At 39.8% G+C, this 17,379-nt stretch carries 23 protein-coding genes; 14 read left to right on the top strand and 9 right to left on the bottom strand.

The window, feature by feature from the left end:
• The first annotated feature begins 44 nt into the window (after positions 1-44).
• Together KJK34_RS01440 and KJK34_RS01445 are read left to right on the top strand one after the other, a co-directional pair.
• Positions 45-629: an RNA polymerase sigma factor gene (locus KJK34_RS01440; protein WP_223052063.1), complete on the top strand. Its 585-nt coding sequence runs from the start codon at positions 45-47 to the stop codon at positions 627-629.
• A gap of 55 nt (positions 630-684) precedes the next feature.
• Positions 685-828 (top strand): hypothetical protein, encoded by a 144-nt coding sequence (locus tag KJK34_RS01445; protein ID WP_223052064.1) that lies wholly within the window; start codon positions 685-687, stop codon positions 826-828.
• A gap of 12 nt (positions 829-840) precedes the next feature.
• On the opposite strand, the gene KJK34_RS01450 is transcribed toward KJK34_RS01445, so the two are convergent.
• Positions 841-1,503: an endonuclease III domain-containing protein gene (locus tag KJK34_RS01450; RefSeq protein ID WP_223052065.1), complete on the bottom strand. Its 663-nt coding sequence runs from the start codon at positions 1,501-1,503 to the stop codon at positions 841-843.
• Between the two features lie 33 nt (positions 1,504-1,536).
• Here KJK34_RS01450 and bcp point away from each other — a divergent pair, with 33 nt between their 5' ends.
• Both bcp and KJK34_RS01460 read left to right on the top strand, forming a co-directional pair.
• Complete coding sequence (gene bcp / locus KJK34_RS01455) at positions 1,537-1,989, top strand: thioredoxin-dependent thiol peroxidase (RefSeq protein ID WP_223052066.1); 453 nt, start codon at positions 1,537-1,539, stop codon at positions 1,987-1,989.
• 105 nt (positions 1,990-2,094) lie between these two features.
• Positions 2,095-2,910, top strand: coding sequence for a DUF1206 domain-containing protein (locus KJK34_RS01460; protein ID WP_223052067.1), 816 nt, complete (start codon positions 2,095-2,097; stop codon positions 2,908-2,910).
• 11 nt (positions 2,911-2,921) lie between these two features.
• Here KJK34_RS01460 and KJK34_RS01465 read toward each other — a convergent pair whose 3' ends face one another.
• On the bottom strand, positions 2,922-4,412 hold the full coding sequence (locus KJK34_RS01465) for a TonB-dependent receptor (RefSeq protein ID WP_223052068.1): 1,491 nt from the start codon (positions 4,410-4,412) through the stop codon (positions 2,922-2,924).
• An 85-nt stretch (positions 4,413-4,497) separates the two neighbouring features.
• Here KJK34_RS01465 and KJK34_RS01470 point away from each other — a divergent pair, with 85 nt between their 5' ends.
• The 3 genes from KJK34_RS01470 to KJK34_RS01480 are packed head-to-tail and all read left to right on the top strand — an operon-like array spanning position 4,498 to position 6,296.
• A complete protein-coding gene (locus KJK34_RS01470; RefSeq protein ID WP_223052069.1) occupies positions 4,498-5,262 on the top strand; it encodes an MBL fold metallo-hydrolase in 765 nt (254 codons plus the stop codon).
• A 7-nt stretch (positions 5,263-5,269) separates the two neighbouring features.
• Positions 5,270-5,770 carry a hypothetical protein gene (locus tag KJK34_RS01475; RefSeq protein WP_223052070.1) on the top strand — a complete coding sequence of 167 codons (501 nt, stop codon included), beginning with the start codon at positions 5,270-5,272 and terminating at the stop codon, positions 5,768-5,770.
• Positions 5,771-5,807: 37 nt separating this feature from the next.
• Positions 5,808-6,296, top strand: a complete 489-nt coding sequence (locus KJK34_RS01480) for a hypothetical protein (RefSeq protein WP_223052071.1) — start codon at positions 5,808-5,810, stop codon at positions 6,294-6,296.
• Positions 6,297-6,343: 47 nt separating this feature from the next.
• Here the strand turns inward: KJK34_RS01480 and KJK34_RS01485 are convergent, their stop codons facing one another.
• The 5 genes from KJK34_RS01485 to KJK34_RS01505 are packed head-to-tail and all read right to left on the bottom strand — an operon-like array spanning position 6,344 to position 10,945.
• Positions 6,344-7,000, bottom strand: coding sequence for an alpha/beta hydrolase (locus tag KJK34_RS01485; protein ID WP_223052072.1), 657 nt, complete (start codon positions 6,998-7,000; stop codon positions 6,344-6,346).
• The gene (locus KJK34_RS01490) at positions 7,000-7,326 is read right to left on the bottom strand and encodes a DUF4870 domain-containing protein (protein ID WP_223052073.1); all 327 of its coding nucleotides are present in this window, start codon (positions 7,324-7,326) and stop codon (positions 7,000-7,002) included. Before KJK34_RS01490 ends, KJK34_RS01485 begins: the two co-directional genes overlap by 1 nt.
• Position 7,327: 1 nt before the next feature.
• A complete protein-coding gene (locus KJK34_RS01495; protein ID WP_223052074.1) occupies positions 7,328-7,762 on the bottom strand; it encodes a hypothetical protein in 435 nt (144 codons plus the stop codon).
• A gap of 4 nt (positions 7,763-7,766) precedes the next feature.
• On the bottom strand, positions 7,767-9,023 hold the full coding sequence (locus tag KJK34_RS01500; RefSeq protein ID WP_223052075.1) for a dihydroorotase: 1,257 nt from the start codon (positions 9,021-9,023) through the stop codon (positions 7,767-7,769).
• Positions 9,020-10,945: a vWA domain-containing protein gene (locus KJK34_RS01505; protein WP_223052076.1), complete on the bottom strand. Its 1,926-nt coding sequence runs from the start codon at positions 10,943-10,945 to the stop codon at positions 9,020-9,022. The genes KJK34_RS01500 and KJK34_RS01505 overlap by 4 nt, the downstream gene beginning before the upstream one ends.
• Positions 10,946-11,066: 121 nt before the next feature.
• On the opposite strand from KJK34_RS01505, the gene KJK34_RS01510 reads away from it, so the two are divergent.
• Complete coding sequence (locus KJK34_RS01510) at positions 11,067-12,188, top strand: lactonase family protein (protein ID WP_236937557.1); 1,122 nt, start codon at positions 11,067-11,069, stop codon at positions 12,186-12,188.
• Between the two features lie 2 nt (positions 12,189-12,190).
• Here KJK34_RS01510 and KJK34_RS01515 read toward each other — a convergent pair whose 3' ends face one another.
• Positions 12,191-13,537, bottom strand: coding sequence for a DEAD/DEAH box helicase (locus KJK34_RS01515; protein WP_223052077.1), 1,347 nt, complete (start codon positions 13,535-13,537; stop codon positions 12,191-12,193).
• Between the two features lie 105 nt (positions 13,538-13,642).
• On the opposite strand from KJK34_RS01515, the gene KJK34_RS01520 reads away from it, so the two are divergent.
• The 6 genes from KJK34_RS01520 (at position 13,643) to KJK34_RS01545 (ending at position 16,309) form a co-directional block, all read left to right on the top strand.
• The gene (locus KJK34_RS01520; protein WP_223052078.1) at positions 13,643-13,990 is read left to right on the top strand and encodes a DUF1622 domain-containing protein; all 348 of its coding nucleotides are present in this window, start codon (positions 13,643-13,645) and stop codon (positions 13,988-13,990) included.
• Positions 13,991-14,065: 75 nt separating this feature from the next.
• Positions 14,066-14,317, top strand: coding sequence for a hypothetical protein (locus KJK34_RS01525; protein ID WP_223052079.1), 252 nt, complete (start codon positions 14,066-14,068; stop codon positions 14,315-14,317).
• 386 nt (positions 14,318-14,703) lie between these two features.
• On the top strand, positions 14,704-15,069 hold the full coding sequence (locus KJK34_RS01530) for a helix-turn-helix domain-containing protein (protein ID WP_223052080.1): 366 nt from the start codon (positions 14,704-14,706) through the stop codon (positions 15,067-15,069).
• A gap of 34 nt (positions 15,070-15,103) precedes the next feature.
• Positions 15,104-15,376: a hypothetical protein gene (locus KJK34_RS01535; protein WP_223052081.1), complete on the top strand. Its 273-nt coding sequence runs from the start codon at positions 15,104-15,106 to the stop codon at positions 15,374-15,376.
• Positions 15,377-15,388: 12 nt separating this feature from the next.
• Positions 15,389-15,883 carry a hypothetical protein gene (locus KJK34_RS01540; RefSeq protein ID WP_223052082.1) on the top strand — a complete coding sequence of 165 codons (495 nt, stop codon included), beginning with the start codon at positions 15,389-15,391 and terminating at the stop codon, positions 15,881-15,883.
• Between the two features lie 186 nt (positions 15,884-16,069).
• Entirely contained in the window at positions 16,070-16,309 is a 240-nt protein-coding gene (locus tag KJK34_RS01545) for a hypothetical protein (RefSeq protein ID WP_223052083.1), read from the top strand.
• A 44-nt stretch (positions 16,310-16,353) separates the two neighbouring features.
• Here the strand turns inward: KJK34_RS01545 and KJK34_RS01550 are convergent, their stop codons facing one another.
• Positions 16,354-17,379 (bottom strand): M28 family metallopeptidase, encoded by a 1,026-nt coding sequence (locus tag KJK34_RS01550; protein WP_223052084.1) that lies wholly within the window; start codon positions 17,377-17,379, stop codon positions 16,354-16,356.

The following is a 17,379-nucleotide window of genomic DNA, read 5'->3' on the forward strand; positions in this document are numbered from 1 at the left end:
CGGTATTTATCGAAAACCCAATTTCAAAACTAAAAAGTGTTGCTATGGCTAATGTTGTAATCCCGGACGCTGTGCTGGTTAAGAATTATATTTGCGGAGATGAAAATGCTCTTGCATCTTTAATTAACAGGCACCAATCAAAAATTTATGGTTTTATCTACTCTAAGGTAACCGACAGGGATATCGCAGATGATATCTTTCAGGATACTTTTATCAAAGTGATAAAAACATTAAAGGCGAACTCTTACAATGAAGAGGGTAAGTTCCTTCCGTGGGTAATGCGTATTTCGCATAACCTTATTGTAGATCACTTCAGGAGAAATAAGAAAATGCCGATGTTCCGTGAAACGGAGGAGTTCTCTATTTTTTCTATAATGAGTGATAACAGCCCTAACATTGAAAGCCGTATTATTACCGACCAGGTAGAAAATGACGTGCAAAGGCTTATTGAAGAATTGCCTGAAGACCAGAAACAGGTACTGCAAATGCGCATTTACCAGGATATGAGCTTTAAAGAAATAGCTGATGTTACCGGGGTTAGTATTAACACCGCGCTGGGCAGGATGCGCTATGCGCTTATGAACCTGAGGAAAGTAATTGAAAAAAATAATATTATTTTGACAAATTAGGCAATATAGGGCACGGGGTTGCGTTATGTATAAAACTAAACCAATAATTTTATATATGGCAAAACTCTACTCTAAAAAAAAATTAGAAGCTCCTAAAATGTTACCTAAAAAAGAGACTATTGATTTTATACTGAGCTACTCTAAAGCGCTTAAAATACTTAAAACTTCTAACGGAATGTTTGAAAGCGTTGCGAACTAACTAATAAGCCTCCTATTTACGGGAGGCTTTTTTGTAATACTCTTCAAGTACGGTTTTTCTGCCTATAGTGCGGGTTATAATATCTTTTTCAAGGTTCCAGCCACGTGCCGGGCTGTACTCGCGCCCATACCATATTATCTGCAAATGTAGCTTGTTCCACAACGCTTCAGGAAAAAGCCTTTTGGCATCTTTCTCGGTTTGCTCTACATTTTTGCCATTGCTAAAGCCCCAGCGGTACATAAGCCTGTGTATATGGGTATCTACCGGAAAGGCAGGAACACCAAAAGCCTGGCTCATAACAACACTAGCCGTTTTATGCCCTACAGCAGGCAGGGCTTCAAGGTCTTTAAAACTGGCGGGTACTTCGCCATTGTGCTTTTCAATCAAAATTTCAGATAGCCCGTGTATCCCCTTAGCTTTCATAGGCGAAAGACCCACAGGCTTTATAATTTCCCTTATTTCTTCTACAGATAGTTTCACCATTGCATAAGGGTTATCGGCACGTTCAAACAACAGGGGCGTGATTTGGTTTACGCGAACATCGGTGCTTTGCGCCGACATTAATACGGCTATCAGCAGGGTGTAGGGGTCTCTATGGTCGAGTGGTATCGGTACCGTTGGGTATATTTCGTCAAGAGTGGTTATAGCAAATTGTACCTTTTCTGATTTTGTCATTTTTCGTACATTTATGAAAACAAATATAATACTATGACAACATTAAAAAAAGGAGATAAAGCGCCTGAGTTTTCAGGTAAAGACCAGGATGGTACTACCCACACGCTTAGCGACTATAAAGGTAAAAAGCTTGTTGTATTTTTTTACCCTAAAGCGAATACACCTGGCTGCACCGCCGAAGCATGCGATTTGCGTGACAACTATGAACGTTTTCAGGCTGCCAACTATGCACTGTTAGGAGTTAGTGCTGACAGCGCAAAAGCCCAAGGAAAATTCAGGGATAAATTTAGTTTTCCGTTTCCGCTAATTGCCGATGAAGATAAAGAGGTTATAAATGCTTTTGGCGTATGGGGGCCTAAAAAATTTATGGGCAAAGAGTATGACGGCATACACCGTATCACCTTTATTATAAATGAAGAAGGTATAATTGATGATGTAATTACCGATGTAAAGACAAAAGCACACGCAGCGCAGATATTAAAATAAAAAATGCAGCCTCAGGCTGCATTTTTTATTTATTTAATACATCCTTGTGAAGCCGTTAATATTTAAGATAAATAATATGTGGTAATTTTATTAAAAACCATCATAATGACCACACTAAGGGCTTCTTCATCAAAATTTGAATTTATTGCCAAAGCAGGCTTTGTTGCCAAAGGAATTGTTTATTCTTTATTGGGTTTGATAACATTAATGGCAGCTTTTAATATCAACGGAAAATCTACCGGTGATACAGATAAAAACGGTGTGTTCAATTTTTTATACAGGCAACCGGGCGGGCAAGTACTGTTGGGTTTATTGGCTATTGGGCTGATATGCTATTGTATATGGAGGCTCATCCAGGCATTTAAGGGAAGCAGCAGCAACAGTGGCGATGATAAAAAGAAGGAATATGCCAAAAGGGCCCGTTATCTTTTTAGCGCATTAGCCTATGGCAGTATTACCTTTCAGGTGGTGCGGAAATTATTTATAAGTGCGTCTGCTGGTGGTAACGACAGTAAGGAAAGCATGGCAAGAGAGTTGCTGACAAAACCTTTCGGACAGGTGCTTGTGGGTATTGGCGCTCTCATACTATTAGGTGTAGGGATTTATCAGCTTTATTACGGGTATTCGGAGAAATATAAAAAGCACGTAGATAAGGCAGTTAATGAGAAAAGCAGGAAAGCTATGATGACGGCAGGTAAAATAGGCTATATGGCACGAGGGCTTGTATGGCTGCTATTAGCCTGGTTATTTTTAAAAGCGGCATGGGAGGCTAATGCTTCCAACGCCGGAAATACTTCTAAAGCATTTCAATTCTTGCAGGAATTATCTTATGGTGCCTACATGCTTGCTGCAATTGCATTGGGCCTTATATGCTATGGTACATTTAATTTTGTCAGGGCACGATACGAGAAATTTGTGTAGAAAGCCCCCGCTTATGGATTTTCTACTGTTTCATCAGTGTGTGCAGGTAGCAGCTTTTTAGGGTCGTAACCAAACAAGTGGTTTTTCTTAATAAGATCTGCAATACCTTCCGGCAGCATGTGCTCCCATCCGCTCTGTCCTTTATTGATCATTTTAAGCACTTCCCTCGAGAATATTTCCAGGTATTCTTCTTTAACCCCCGGAATATCTACCACTTTACCATTAAATTTAAAGAACTTATAAAGCTCTTTCATCCTTGGGTGTACTTTAAGGTTTTCAGAGTTTATAATAGTACCGTCTTCATCTTTCATTGGGTACAAAAATACCTTCAGGTCACGGTAAAACAGTTTACCAAATGCTTCCAGTATTCCTCCGCTAAGATGGCGGTAGTATTTTTCGTCAAAAATATCAATAAGGTTATTTACCCCCATTGCAAGCCCCATACGGGCTTTGGTATAGTTACTGAAGTATTCTACAACTTTATAATATTCCTGGAAGTTAGATATCATTACCGTTTGACCAATTGAGCAAAGCAGCTCGGCCCTGTCTAAAAAGTCGCGTTCATCAATCTCGCCTTCACTCCGCAGGTTAGATAGGGTAATTTCAAAAACAACAAGGGTTTTTTCTTTATCTACCTTATTTTCTTCGAGGAACATCTCATGCGATTTTTGCAGGATGTCCATGTTAACCTTTGTTACTGGACGGAAGCTGCCACGCAGTGCAAGTATGTTCTTTTTGTAAAGTACTGCCGCAGGCAAAACATTATGCCCGTCAGGGTTAAACATCACCGCATCGGTCATACCGTTCTTTACAAGCTGAAGGCTCATAAGGCGGTTATCTACATTGGCAAAGCGCGGGCCCGAAAAGTTGATGGTATCTATTTCAAGCTGGTCTTTATCAAGGTGGTCATACAGGTAGCGCAGTAGTTTTTTCGGGTCATTGTACTTATAAAAAGCACCATATATAAGGTTAACACCCAATATGCCCAGTGTTTCCTGCTGCAGCCTTGCATCATTCTCCTTAAAGCGGATGTGCAGTATTATTTCGTTATAATCTTCATCCGGCTCTACCTGATATTTTATGCCAACCCAGCCGTGGCCTTTAAATTGCTTTGCAAAATCTATCGTGGCTACAGTGTTGGCATAGCTAAAGAACATTTTATGAGGATGCTTCTCCCTTTTAAGCCTGCTTTCTATAATCTTAACCTCGTGGGTAAGCATTTTCTTCAGCCTGCTTTCGGTAACGTAGCGCCCGTCGTCTTCAACGCCATATATGGCATCGCTGAAGTCTTTATCATAAGCTGACATTGCTTTTGCTATGGTTCCTGAAGAACCGCCTGCACGAAAAAAATGCCTTACGGTTTCCTGGCCTGCGCCAATTTCAGAGAATGTGCCGTAAATATTTTCGTTCAGGTTAATGCGTAAAGTCTTGTCTTTTATAGAAGGTACGTGTTCTATGATTTTATCGCCCTTAAGGGTAATGTCTTTATCCGTTAACTTCATAGCTTATATGTTCTATTGCAAAGTTAAAGAATCAAAGACTCTAATAAAACAAATAATGTTATTTTTGTAAAAAAATCAGCTTATTTTGAAGGTTCGTTTTTTAGGTACAGGAACATCTCAGGGCATACCGGTAATAGGGTCTGACCACCCGGTTTGCCTTAGTAGTGATCCGAGAGACAAACGCCTGCGCGTAAGTGTGTGGATGTACTGGGAGGGCGCTTCTTTCGTTATAGACTGCGGGCCCGATTTCAGGCAGCAGATGCTGGTTTCAGGATGCAGCAGGTTAGATGGAATATTATTCACCCACGAACACGCCGACCACACTGCAGGCCTCGACGATATAAGGCCTTTTTTCTTCCGTCAGGGTGATATACCCATTTATGCCCAAAAAAGAGTAATAGAAAGCCTAAAAAAGCGTTTTGATTATATTTTTGAAGAAGAGGATAAATATCCGGGGGCGCCATCGGTAAAGATAAATGAAGTAAACGCAAATGAACCTTTTGCGATAGCCGACAAAACAGCAATTCCTGTTTTGGCTTATCATGGCTCGCTCGAAGTGCTTGGCTACAGGGTAGGTGCGTTTGCCTACCTGACTGATGTGAAACACATAGAGCCTGAAGAGATTGAAAAGCTTAAAGGTGTAAACGTTTTAGTGGTAAGTGCACTAAGGTTTGAGCCGCATGCAACTCATTTTAATATTGAAGATGCCCTTCAGTTGGTAAATGAAGTAAAACCTGAAAAAGCGTACCTGACGCATATAAGTCACCTGATGGGATTTCATGCCGAAGTTGAGGACATGCTTCCCGAAAATGTTTTTCTAGCTTATGATAACCTTGAAATAACTATATAATTACCCGATGAAAAAGAATTTATACCTGTACCTTTTCATTTTTTCGTTACTGATTAACATTTTCACCTACATGTATTTTAGTAACCGCCTTGCTTTTGAAGAGAAACATAATACATCGGTTTCAGGAAAAATAAAGAAGCTGGAGGACAGTCTTGCGGTGAATAGAGATCTTTTAGAGAGGGCAGATTATTTTTCGTTAAACCAAAACCTTAATGCCCGTAATTATTTCAGGGACCAGGATGCAGACCAGATAAGTATAAAGGTGAGGGACGGGCTTTACAAGCTCAACAATAATGAAGCAGGCAACCCGCTTATCAACTATCCTTCAATTAATAATGCACCTTTCCGTATTAATAAGATAAAAGTGCTGAATAACCGTTGGGTTATAGCCGATTTTACCGATGGTAAAATGTGGGGTGAAGTACTTATAAAATACTTTATTGAAGATAACGGCGAGGTTACTTATGAGCCTATAGAAACACTGGTGCACACACACAGCATGTATTAAATATTTTTGTACTTTTAGTTCCCAATTTTACCCGGATATGAAAAAGCTGTTAGCACTGGTTGCTGTAACCTTTTTGTTTTGCGCCTGCGATTTTATGCTGAAAGACCGTGAAGACGATAATGCTGTTGTGCCTGCAGATAAAAAAGTGATGCTGGGTACAGATAAAGACGCTAACGGCTGCGTACTCTCAGCAGGTTACAGGTGGTCGGTCATCCGTAACGAATGCATACGCGTGTTTGAAGAGGGTTATCGCCTTAACAGCATTGAGGAGCTAAAAAGTGAAGGCATATCTAAAAGTGCATTTATCATTTTTGAGGAAAACGGTAACCGTGCAGAGCTGTTCCTGCCTGAAGAAAATGTGGGTATACTATTAAAGCGCGAAAAAGAGGGGGCTCCTTATAAAAATAACGTATGGACACTGCAAACGCAAAACGGATACTCGCTGCTTAAAGGCGGAGTCTTGCAATATGCAGGTGCCGCTATAGAGGAACAACAAATAACAGGAGACGATAAAGAAGAAAGCTAAGTGTAAACTTAGCTTTCTTCTTTATATGAATATGTTAGAGCCGAAAATCAAGCCGTTTTCTCCATCCAACTCAGTAAATCATAAAAATTTTGCGGAGCTACACCGTGTCCAACCGGATATTCATGATACTCAGTTTCGATGCCTAAATTCCTGAAAAACTCAGGTGCTTTTCGCGCCCAATCTACAGGTATAACCTGGTCTGCCGTACCGTGTGATATAAACAGCTTTAATTTGGCAAGTTCATCTTTACTATACTCTTTACCTGCTATATCAGTATTAAGATAGCCGCTTAGTGCTGCAACCCTTTGTGTCTTTTTCGGATAGGTTAGCGCAACCGCATAGCTGAGTATGGCTCCCTGGCTAAAACCTATAAGCGTTATTTTTTCTTTATCTACAGGGTATGCCTCTATGAGCTCATCAATAAATTTTGCAATCAGGTCGCGTGAAGCTACAGCCTGTACCTCATCAGAAAATTTATTCATGCCTGCATCAAAATTAATGGCATACCATGCATTACCATAAGGAGGTAAGCTGTAGGGAGCGCGTGCCGAAACTATTAAATATTCATCCGGCAATTGTTCTGCAAACGAAAAAAGATCTTCCTCGTTACTGCCGTAGCCATGCAAAAGCAACAGTAGAGGGTTTTTGTCTTTTTTTACTTTTGGCTGCCTTACAAGGTGGTATAGTGATAAAGTATTCTGCATTATAAACCTTTAAAAATTTTTTGAAAAAACGGGCCCAAAACAGGCACAAGATACATTTGGCCCTGCACAGCGCCAATAAACCCATATATCCACAATATAAAGAAAAAAAGATAGAAAGCTGATGAAACCATCCAGCTGTCAAAATAGCCGATAGGATAGCCAAGGGCAAAAAATAATAATATAATACCCAAAGCCTGCCTTATGTGGAATGAAGCAAAAGTATTCTTCTTGTCGTTGTTCATCACTATTGCTATTACCGAACCGAAAATAGTAAGATAACTTACTATGGCTATAGTTTTTCCTTCTTCAACTGTATTAAAATTCATATCAGTCAACTTTTATAATGCTTTTAGATTCTATGTCAGTCCTTTTGTCGAATGTAACATCATAGTAAGCGGCTTTACCCTCTTTGCTGTTCAACTCAAGGGTTTGCCTGCCGTATTCAACATTATTTTTATCGAAAACCTTAAAAGTAAGTACATCATTAAAATCTTTCTCTGTGATTATGTAAATAACAAGCATGTTGTTATTACCAACAGAGTCTTTTTCTATCCGGTATTTACCAATGTTTATCCCTTTTTCTTTTAATGAATCCGAAAGTATAATTTTACTATCCAGTGTGCCATCCACACCTTCTGCAACCCCGTCTATAAACTCTGTAGCGGTTTCGCCCATAGCTTTCCCACTTTTATTTACTGTCTCTTTAGCTTTTTCGCAAGAAAAGACAGTTATAATTAATAGTAATCCGAGTAGCTTTTTCATACCATTACTTTTTCAGGATTAATTTTCCGTTATTGTAGATGCCATAGGCCTTACCTTTAAGTCTCTGTCCTAAAAAAGCAGAGTTTTTTGATTTAGAAAGTATATCTGTCTTTGTAAAAGTATACTCGACTTCAGGGTTAAAGAGTGTTAGGTTTGCTTTACTTCCCTCGGCAATAGTGTTGCCTTCAATCCCGAATAAAGCTTTACCGGCGGTCAGCTTTTCTATAACAGTTTCTAATGGCAGTACAGTTAGCAATACTCCAAAAGCACTTTCAAGTCCAATGGTACCGTCTTTGGCAAGGTCGAACTCCAGCTTTTTATTTTCTATATCAATAGGGTTGTGGTCAGATGTAATAACATCTATGGTTCCGTCAATCACGCCATCAATAAGCGCCTGCCTTTCTGTTTCGGGGCGAAGTGGCGGCGCAACTTTATAGCGTGTATCAAAGCCGGTAAGCATTTCATCTGTCAAAACCAAATGGTGTACTGCAACGCTGCACGTTACATGTAAGCCTTTTGCTTTTGCTTCACGCACAAGCTGTACCGATTTGCCTGTAGAAACGGTAGGTAGGTGCATTTTACCTTCTGTATATTCCAACAGGAACAGGTTGCGGGCTATCTGTAGTTCTTCAGCTAAAGCCGGTATGCCTTTAAGTCCGAGCTTTGTGCTTACCGCGCCTTCGTGTACAACCCCTTTGCCTTTAATCTTTTCATCGAGCGCATAGGCAATAACAAGCCCGTTAAAATCCTGTACATATTGCAGTGCAATCTTCAGGATGTTAGCATCGGCAATGGGTTTGTTATAATCCCCGAAAGCTACTGCCCCTGCATTCTGCATATCAAATAATTCGGCTATGTCCTTTCCTTCGCTTCCTTTTGTAAGTGTACCAATAGGGTACAGGCTTGTAGCGTGCCCGGCTGCTTTAGCTTTCAAAAAGTGTATGTCTGCCTGTGTATCGGCTATCGGGCTGCCTGTAGGCTGAAGGGCAATAGCTGTAAATCCGCTTAAAGCAGCGGTGTTTAAACCATTTGCAATGGTTTCACGGTCTTCAAAACCGGGTTCACCAAAACTTACAGAGCTGTCAAACCATCCTTGCGAAATGTGCAGGTTTTCCAGTTCCAGAACCTCAAATCCGGGTTCAGGTGTTATATCTTTTCCTATTTGCTTAATAATGCCGTTTTCAATTTTAATATCGGTTACAGTTCCGTTTAAAGCACTGCTTTTGTCTGTAACAACGGCATTTTTAATTAGTAGGTTCATTTTACAAATTTTTGAATAAGAAGTTCAAATAATAAAAAAATAAGCGTAGCTATTATAAACCACTTCCAAAGCTCATTGGCAGTACGTTCCGACTGTATATCGTTATATACTGTGGCTAAAGAGTCTGTAATGGTATAATCATTTAGTATCCGGCTGTTTTGCTGGTTAAGGTTGCTTTCAGTACGGGCATGGTTAAAGCTGATATCTTTCAGCTTTTCATTGCCTTTAAATACAGCATAATTTCCACTTTCTTCTGGGTAATCTCCGAAAGACAACTTTACCTTATTGCTGAGAACCTGCTGCATCGGGATGAAGTCTGTATTTTCATTGCGTACGGTTACAACCTCATCTTTAGAAAGTACTGCGTCAAGCAGCAGGCTTTCACCTTTGCCGATAGTTATAGCATTAATGCCTGTACGGCTGTTGTTTTGCGCCATGTTATAGAGCGTAGGCACAATAAGTGGGGAATTCCTGAAGTTACTGTTGTTATTGTTTAAAGGCGCAGCAAAAGCATATATATTGCCGAGTTTGTTAGTAGCAGATGCAAGGAAAGGTGAACCATCGGCATAAGATAATACCGCGGCACCATTATTAAGGGTAAATCCTGAATTGGTTTCAGGATACTGGAAGTTATCAGTCCTTTTTTCGAATGTGCTTTGATACAGCGGATGGCTAAAAGCTATTTTTGTAATCTGTTTTTTTGTGTTTACAGGCCCTGAGTAGTTAATACCCGCTATGCCTGTAGTAAGGCTGTTGAGGTTTAGAGCAGTAGCTTCCTTAGCGGGAATGATTAGTATGTTACCGCCTTTTTCATAGAACGATTTAAGCGTTGTGACAAGCGACTGCGGAATTTCCTGTAGTTCGTTAAGGATTATCGCATCCTGCTTTTCCAGCGCGTTGTAGTCGAGGGCACGCAATTCTGAGGCTGTAAAATTGAATTCATCTTCAGTATAAATGCGTTTGAGGAAATTATTTTGTGCCGCTTCGCCTATGGCAGTAACATTCAATTTTTCAGGGTTAGAAATGCTGAAAAAGTAAGTATTGTCATAAACAAGGCTTTTATCATCAATGCTTACATAGCCATGAAAATCGGCCTTTGGTATTGTAAATGCAGCAGTTTGCTTTGTATCACTAAAATTTACAACAGTTTTAGCTGTAAGGTTTTTACCGTTATACAGTGCTATAGGTATTTCATTATCAACCTCTCCGTAAGCCTGTAGCGTAACGTTTATCTCATAAAAGTTATCCAGTACCTGGGCAATATAAACGCTGTCAACAGAAACATTTACTATATTCTCCGCTTCGGGTGTAATAAAGTAAACGGGGCTGTCGGGGCTTAATGAGCTTATATCTTCCGGGCGCAGGTTTACGGCATCAGTAATGATGACAATATCCCTTCCCGCAGAAGGATTTTTAGCCTGTGCTTTAGTAAGCAGGAAATCAGGGCGGAAAGGCACATCTGTGTACTTAAGGTTTTGCAATTCTTTCTGCACCGAACGCGAATCGGTATCCCAGTAAGCAGATGTATTTGTAATTACAGAGAATGTTTTATCATCCGGGGTGCTTTCCAGTATATCCTGTACAGCCCTTTTTAATAGTTCTCCCTTGCTGCCTTTGGCCTGCATACTGAAAGAATTATCAAGCAGTATCACCATTTCATTCCCCTTGTTAGCATCTCCAGCCGCTTTAAAATAAGGCTGGGCAAATGCAATGATAAGGCAGGTTAGCAGAAATAGCCTTGTAAAGAGCAGCAGCCATTTTTTTATGACAGAGCTTTTACGGGTTTGCATGCTTAACTCCTTTAAGAACTTAACATTGGTAAAGTATTGCTTTTGAAAACGCCGCAGTTGAAATAAATGCACCACAATGGGTATAACCAGCAGGAAAAGGAAGTAAAGGATTTCCGGGTGTTTAAACTGCATTCTGATTTTAAGTTTGTCAAAAATACTAATTTTTATTCTAAATATGCCAAGTAATTGCGGGGTGTAATGCAAATAAGGCTTTAATTACCTATTTTTGTTTTAACGACCCAAACCACTTACAATGAAATTTTACCGTTTACTCATTTTATTAGGGATTATGAACGCAAACGCTCAGGAAAAATATAACCTTATTGTGGGTACCTATACCAACCAATGCGAGAGCAAAGGCATATATGTGTATGATTTTGACGCCGCAACTGCCGAAACCAAACTGAAAGACAATACCAAAGGTGTTATTAACCCAAGCTACCTCACTGTATCGGCAGATAATAGCTTTGTGTATAGCGTTAATGAAAACGGGGGGGAGAGTACAGTAAGTGCATTTAAATATGACCCTGAAAACGGCAGGCTTAAGCTTTTGAATAAGAAAGATGCTAAAGGTGCAGACCCATGTTATATAATTAGTGATGAGAAAAATGTTATTGTTGCTAACTACAGTGGCGGCAGTATAGCGGTTTTTAGTCGTAACGCCGACGGCAGCCTTAAAGATGCAAAACAGGTAGTAAACCACACAGGCAGCAGTGTAACCGAAAGACAGAAAAGCCCGCACGTGCACATGGTCTGTTTTTCGCCTGACAGGCGATATGTACTGGCCAATGATTTGGGTACCGATAAAGTATATGTCTATAAGTACAACCCTGATGGAGGGGCGCAAACACTTGTTTTAAAAGAAGCCAAAGATGTAAAAAAGGGCAGTGGCCCCCGCCATCTGGCTTTTAACCCTAACGGAATTTTTATGTACCTGCTCCACGAGCTTGATGCAACATTAACTGCTTTCAGCTATAACGCCGGTAACCTTACCGCGATACAGGAAACTACCGTAGCACCCACTGACAGGGTTGTGCAAAACGGTGCGGCTGACATCCATATCACAAAAAGCGGCAGGTTCTTGTATGCCACCAACAGGGGAAACGCCAACAACATAACCGTTTTCCGGGTACACGCTAACGGAAAGCTTGATATGGTGCAGCAGATAAGCACTATGGGAGAAGCACCCCGCAATTTTACTATAGACCCAACGGGCAATTATGTACTGGTGGCGAACCAGAACAGCAATAATATAGTAATATTTAAGAGGGATAAAGTAACAGGTATATTGCAGGACACCGGCAAAAAAATTGAAGTTTGCCAACCCGTATGCCTTGTGTTTACAGATAATAAACCCATCAGGGAAAAGAAGTAATATTATTTACCTTTTTTCTTTTTTGCTGCACGCTTAGCCTCAACAGCTCGGTTTCTTGGAGCTGTTTTTCGGGGGGTGCGCTTGCCGGGACCGCCAAGGTTTACTTTCTTGTTTTTATCTTTCTTGTCATGAAAAGCTTCTCCGCCTTCTTGCTTAGGCTTTTTTAATAGTTGCTTTACTTTTTGTTTGGTTTTCTCAAAATCCAGCAGCTTTTCTTCAATTTTTACATTTTCAGGAAGTTGAAGCAGCTCAAGTTCTTTCTCCATCAGCAGTTCTGTTTCTATTTGCTGCTCTTCTTCTTTAGGGCTTATCATGCTTATGGCTGTACCTTCGGCATCGGCCCGCCCGGTACGGCCAATACGGTGTATATATTGCTCGGGCACATCAGGAAACTCTATATTAATAACATGGGTAATGCCCGAAATATCAAGTCCGCGTGCCATAACATCAGTGGTAACAATACCTCTTAGCTCGCCTTCCTGAAATGCAGCCATAGTGTTAAGGCGGTAATTCTGTGATTTGTTGGAGTGTATTACACCAAACTGGCCTTCATATTCTTCTTCAAGGCTTTCTATAACCAGGTCGGCAGTACGTTTGTTATTTACAAAAACCAGCACCCTTTGCAGCTCATCGCTTTGTAAAAGCACTTTCAGTAGATTAAGCTTGGTAAGGAAATTAGGTACATGGTAAGCCTGTTGTTTTATCTTTTCAAGCGGTGTGCCCGATGGTGCAAGCGATACCTCTTCAGGAAAATCAAAAAAATCATTCAGCATTTCATCAACTTCATCCGTCATGGTTGCAGAAAAAAGGATGTTCTGCCTTTTCTGCTTCATCATTGAAAGTATTGAGGTTACCTGAAAGCGGAACCCAAGATTCAGAATTTCATCAAATTCATCTATTATCAGTTTTTGCAGGGCATCAAAACGCACCACTCCGTCAAGCGCCAAATCCATTATGCGTCCCGGTGTACCCACCAGTATATCTACGCCTTCATATACCTTATTTTTTTGGGTATTTATGTTTACACCACCATATACGCCCAACACACGTACCGACATATATTGTGTAAGCTTTTCTGTTTCTTCCGCTACCTGTACCACAAGCTCACGTGTGGGTACTATAATTACCACACGGGGTGTATCAGTCTTGGCGAACTTCCATTGCTTTAGTACCGGCAACAGGTAAGCAAATGTTTTACCTGTACCTGTTTGTGCAATACCCATAATATCGCGGCCCGAAAGTATAACAGGCATAGCACGCTGCTGTATAGGTGTAGGGGTGGTAAAGCCAAGCTCATCTATTGCTTTTTGTAAAGATTTGGGCAGGTCGAAGTCCTCAAAAGTTGCCATAGCATTTATTTTGGGCAAAGATAATAATTAATAGCAGATACGCTTCTGTAGCTTTTTAACCTCATTTTCACTTTATTATATTTTATAAAAGCTAATTTTAAAGTTATGGAAGACATAAAACTATACATAGATTATATTGCCCGTTTTACGGAAGCAGCAGGTATAATAACTATAGTTGCGGGTATGGCTATGGCTTTAATCAGGTTCCTGTTTATAAGGCAGGGCATAACACCGCGCTCTTACCGTTTGCTTCGGCAGGAACTGGGCAAGGCTATACTGCTGGGGCTCGAAATACTGGTAGCGGGAGATATCATATCTACCGTTGTTACAAACCCTACCATGCAGCAGGTGCTTATACTGGCTGTTATAGTGCTTATCCGTACGTTTTTAAGCATATCTATAGAAGTTGAGATAGAGGGCAGGTTTCCGTGGCAGAAACGTACTGATAATTAAGTAATTGTTATTTAACAAAACCTTTGTAAAAAACTATTCTCCCAATAGTATTTTAGCATAACTAAAAATGTATTTATGCCTAATCTTTTAACCATAGGACATGTATCTGTAGCTTCAATACGCAATTATCTGTTTGAAAAGCGCATTGATAAAGGCGACTCTATAGTGCTTAACCCCGCAGACTATGAGCATTTGCTTGAAGACATAAAACACTCAGGTGAATCTATAGATATACCGTTAAACGTTTTAGGCGTACTTATAGTTAAAGATAATGCCGCCGAAGTACCGGCCGGTAAAATCAGGGTTATAAAAAACGAGAGTATGTAGTTAAGTTTGTATCCTTTATACATTGAGAGAAAAAAGCTTCGAAGTAGTGCCCGAAGCTTTTTTTGCTTTTATACCTTACAGATATTTATTTTTCAGGTAATGGGCTATTAGAATAGTTCTTATTATATATAACCTGATCAATTGTAGAAATAGACAGATTATTAAACTCAGCGCTGATAATTTTTTTAGCGTCATGGCTTTTCATTTTTAGGTTTTTTAGTTGGTGGTACCGCTCCACGATCTTCCTGTTTCTTTCCTTCAGAAGGTCACTTACTGTCATAAAATTATTTTTTTGCAATAATTTTCTTTATATTTATAAAGATAAATATAAGAAAATAAATCGAAAAAGCGATTATAATTCTACAAATATATCATTAATTTTGAAAATGAAAAATTATATAGGCCTAAATATTAAATATTTGTGCGAAAACAATTTTTTGTCGCAGGATGAATTCGGCGCTAAGTTCGGTTTAAAGAAGAGTGTGGTAGGAACCTATGTAAGGGGAGTCTCATACCCGAAGATTGAAGTGATGCAGAAAATATGCGAAGAATATAACCTTACGCTGGATGAATTAGTTAATGAAGACCTGTATATAAAATTTAAAGGGCATACCAAAGGCAGCCTGCCAAAAGCCGCCGAACCCGCAATTGTTTATGACAGTGAAAGGGAAGCACTTTTAAAAACAATTGAGGCGCAGAAAGAAACTATTGCCGCCATGAAAATTACCATAGATACCTTATTGCAGAAATAGTTTTTTTGGGCTATATTTAATAAAAAATACAGCCATGAAAGAACATTTTAAAACAATACTGGAAGCTTTTGAAAATGCGGGGATTGAAGTTAATAAAGCCGAATTCAGTATTACAGAATACTCCCTTAATACCAACCTGAGCTTTAAATTCAGGAACCTTGACGAGTTTTTAGAGTTTTTACACCTTTCCGCACCATCTGACGATGAGCGCGCAGAAACTATTAATGCCGTACTTATAGAGGAAGGCATAGACCCTGACAGCTTTTTTTACGTAAACTTTTACAGCCCTAAAGTTGCCGAACTTTAATTGCCTCAGCAAATGGATATAGGATACCTGAAGATAAAGATTGATATTAAGGCAGAGCACGACGAACTTAAAAAGAAGTTCGAGTACCGCCGAAAAGAACTCAAGAAGGAAGAGGTAAAGAATATTTTTGAAGGTTTTAAAGATTATTTTAAGGCCGACGGAAATTTCAAATTCAAAGAAAATGAGCACAGTGTTACTGCAGAGTACAGGGAACACGGTATAACGCTGGATATGGATATCTATAAGAACATAGACAGCCCCGGTTTTGATATGGAAGGTTTTATACGCACCTACGAAAACGAAACTTTTGATTTTGAAGTTGAGGCGGTGTGCAGCAAAGAGATATCAATGAACCCTGCAGGTATAAGCGGGCAGGAGAAGCTATTGCACGATACTGCCTATTTTAAAGATTTCCTGGAAGGGGTTATACACTATAAATTTAAGTATCGCATTAAGGGCCGCGAACAGGAATATTTTAGTATTCAGGAGCTTATGCAGGCACTTTAATGTTATCTTTTTCATTAATTAACGGTAAAAGACCTTAATCAGCCTTAATTTTGTTTACTTTTGTACTGCATTACAGGTATAAGAGTGATTACATTTTTTGTAATGATTTTAAAATCACGGGCAATAAAGCAGGTAATTTTATAATACACTTTTAAAACCATAGTATTTGCCTAAAGGTGAAGGTTTATGAAGTTATTCTCATTTATATTGTCTGTAGTTGTATTTTTCGTGGCGCTGTACTATTTTATAGAAGAGCTGCCGCAACTGCAAACGTTTAATGACGGTATATACATAACCCTGCTCGGCATTTTAATGGCAATATGTATAACAGGCGTTTTTATTAATTCTGATTTTTTGGTAAGGAAACGCAAAAGCAGGATTATCCTTTTTGTATCGAACAGCTTTTCAAAAAAAAATAAAAAATAAACTCCGGTAACCAGCCGGAGTTTATTTTTATATTGAATTACTTACTATTCACCGTTTTTATCTACAACCGGCCTGTTTTCCCTGTTGGCAAGTTCCCACGCTGTGGCAAAGGCAAGCTGTGCCCGCTTTGCAAGCAGGTCATATTCTATTTTATCAGGTGTATCACCCGGTTTGTGATAATCAGCATGCACACCGTTAAAATAGAAAATGATAGGTATGCCGTGTTTAGCAAAGTTATAGTGGTCTGACCTGAAGTAGAAACGGTTTGGGTCGTTCCTGTCATTATACCTGTAGTCCAGCTCCAGCTTAGTATATTTTTCGTTAGCTGCCTCGTTTATATTATGCAGTTCAGTACTCAGCCTGTCAGAGCCGATTACATATACATAATTGCCGTTATCTTTATGATCGTCATCGCGGCGGCCTATCATATCAATATTTAGGTCGGCAATAGTATTTTCTATTGGGAAAAGCGGATTTTCTGAATAATAGCGTGAACCGTGCAGTCCATGTTCTTCACCTGTTACATGCAAAAACAGGATTGACCTTTTAGGCCCGTAGCCATCTTTTTTTGCCTGCATAAACGCCTGCGCAATTTCCAGCAATGCCACAGTACCCGATCCATCATCATCTGCGCCGTTATATATCTCGCCGTTTTTCATGCCTACATGGTCATAATGGGCAGAGATAACAAGTATTTCTTCAGGCTTTTCGGTACCCTCTATAAAAGCCCAAATATTTTCCGAATCATTCAGTTTAGGCGAAAATGCCCTTGCCATAAATGCGGATGGTACAGGCTGGTAAAAATTCTCGGCGCCTTTTGGGTATGATATACCGTTTGCCTCATACTGGCTTATAAGGTAACGCCCTGCTTTCTTTTGTCCTTCGGTACCTGTATTGCGGCCTTCCATTTCGTCTCCCGCAACAATAAAGAGGTGTTTTTTTAAATCAGCAGGTGTTATGGTGTTCATGTACTTAGCCACATCTGCCTTAGCAGGGTTTTTTTGAGCAATCTGCGAGCTGCTGCACGACAATATAAACAGCGCCAGCGGCAATGCAATAATTTTTTTCAT

The organism is Flavobacterium coralii (genome assembly GCF_019891545.1).
Classification (GTDB): domain Bacteria; phylum Bacteroidota; class Bacteroidia; order Flavobacteriales; family Flavobacteriaceae; genus Flavobacterium; species Flavobacterium coralii.

What these genes read in the sequence shown, in the direction of transcription:
- KJK34_RS01440 (WP_223052063.1), top strand. Translation starts at nt 45, where the DNA reads ATGGCTAATGTTGTAATCCCGGACGCTGTGCTGGTTAAGAATTATATT.
- KJK34_RS01445 (WP_223052064.1), top strand. Translation starts at nt 685, where the DNA reads ATGGCAAAACTCTACTCTAAAAAAAAATTAGAAGCTCCTAAAATGTTA.
- KJK34_RS01450 (WP_223052065.1), bottom strand. Translation starts at nt 1,503, where the DNA reads ATGACAAAATCAGAAAAGGTACAATTTGCTATAACCACTCTTGACGAA.
- bcp (WP_223052066.1), top strand. Translation starts at nt 1,537, where the DNA reads ATGACAACATTAAAAAAAGGAGATAAAGCGCCTGAGTTTTCAGGTAAA.
- KJK34_RS01460 (WP_223052067.1), top strand. Translation starts at nt 2,095, where the DNA reads ATGACCACACTAAGGGCTTCTTCATCAAAATTTGAATTTATTGCCAAA.
- KJK34_RS01465 (WP_223052068.1), bottom strand. Translation starts at nt 4,412, where the DNA reads ATGAAGTTAACGGATAAAGACATTACCCTTAAGGGCGATAAAATCATA.
- KJK34_RS01475 (WP_223052070.1), top strand. Translation starts at nt 5,270, where the DNA reads ATGAAAAAGAATTTATACCTGTACCTTTTCATTTTTTCGTTACTGATT.
- KJK34_RS01480 (WP_223052071.1), top strand. Translation starts at nt 5,808, where the DNA reads ATGAAAAAGCTGTTAGCACTGGTTGCTGTAACCTTTTTGTTTTGCGCC.
- KJK34_RS01485 (WP_223052072.1), bottom strand. Translation starts at nt 7,000, where the DNA reads ATGCAGAATACTTTATCACTATACCACCTTGTAAGGCAGCCAAAAGTA.
- KJK34_RS01490 (WP_223052073.1), bottom strand. Translation starts at nt 7,326, where the DNA reads ATGAATTTTAATACAGTTGAAGAAGGAAAAACTATAGCCATAGTAAGT.
- KJK34_RS01495 (WP_223052074.1), bottom strand. Translation starts at nt 7,762, where the DNA reads ATGAAAAAGCTACTCGGATTACTATTAATTATAACTGTCTTTTCTTGC.
- KJK34_RS01500 (WP_223052075.1), bottom strand. Translation starts at nt 9,023, where the DNA reads ATGAACCTACTAATTAAAAATGCCGTTGTTACAGACAAAAGCAGTGCT.
- KJK34_RS01505 (WP_223052076.1), bottom strand. Translation starts at nt 10,945, where the DNA reads ATGCAGTTTAAACACCCGGAAATCCTTTACTTCCTTTTCCTGCTGGTT.
- KJK34_RS01510 (WP_236937557.1), top strand. Translation starts at nt 11,067, where the DNA reads ATGAAATTTTACCGTTTACTCATTTTATTAGGGATTATGAACGCAAAC.
- KJK34_RS01515 (WP_223052077.1), bottom strand. Translation starts at nt 13,537, where the DNA reads ATGGCAACTTTTGAGGACTTCGACCTGCCCAAATCTTTACAAAAAGCA.
- KJK34_RS01520 (WP_223052078.1), top strand. Translation starts at nt 13,643, where the DNA reads ATGGAAGACATAAAACTATACATAGATTATATTGCCCGTTTTACGGAA.
- KJK34_RS01525 (WP_223052079.1), top strand. Translation starts at nt 14,066, where the DNA reads ATGCCTAATCTTTTAACCATAGGACATGTATCTGTAGCTTCAATACGC.
- KJK34_RS01530 (WP_223052080.1), top strand. Translation starts at nt 14,704, where the DNA reads ATGAAAAATTATATAGGCCTAAATATTAAATATTTGTGCGAAAACAAT.
- KJK34_RS01535 (WP_223052081.1), top strand. Translation starts at nt 15,104, where the DNA reads ATGAAAGAACATTTTAAAACAATACTGGAAGCTTTTGAAAATGCGGGG.
- KJK34_RS01540 (WP_223052082.1), top strand. Translation starts at nt 15,389, where the DNA reads ATGGATATAGGATACCTGAAGATAAAGATTGATATTAAGGCAGAGCAC.
- KJK34_RS01545 (WP_223052083.1), top strand. Translation starts at nt 16,070, where the DNA reads ATGAAGTTATTCTCATTTATATTGTCTGTAGTTGTATTTTTCGTGGCG.
- KJK34_RS01550 (WP_223052084.1), bottom strand. Translation starts at nt 17,379, where the DNA reads ATGAAAAAAATTATTGCATTGCCGCTGGCGCTGTTTATATTGTCGTGC.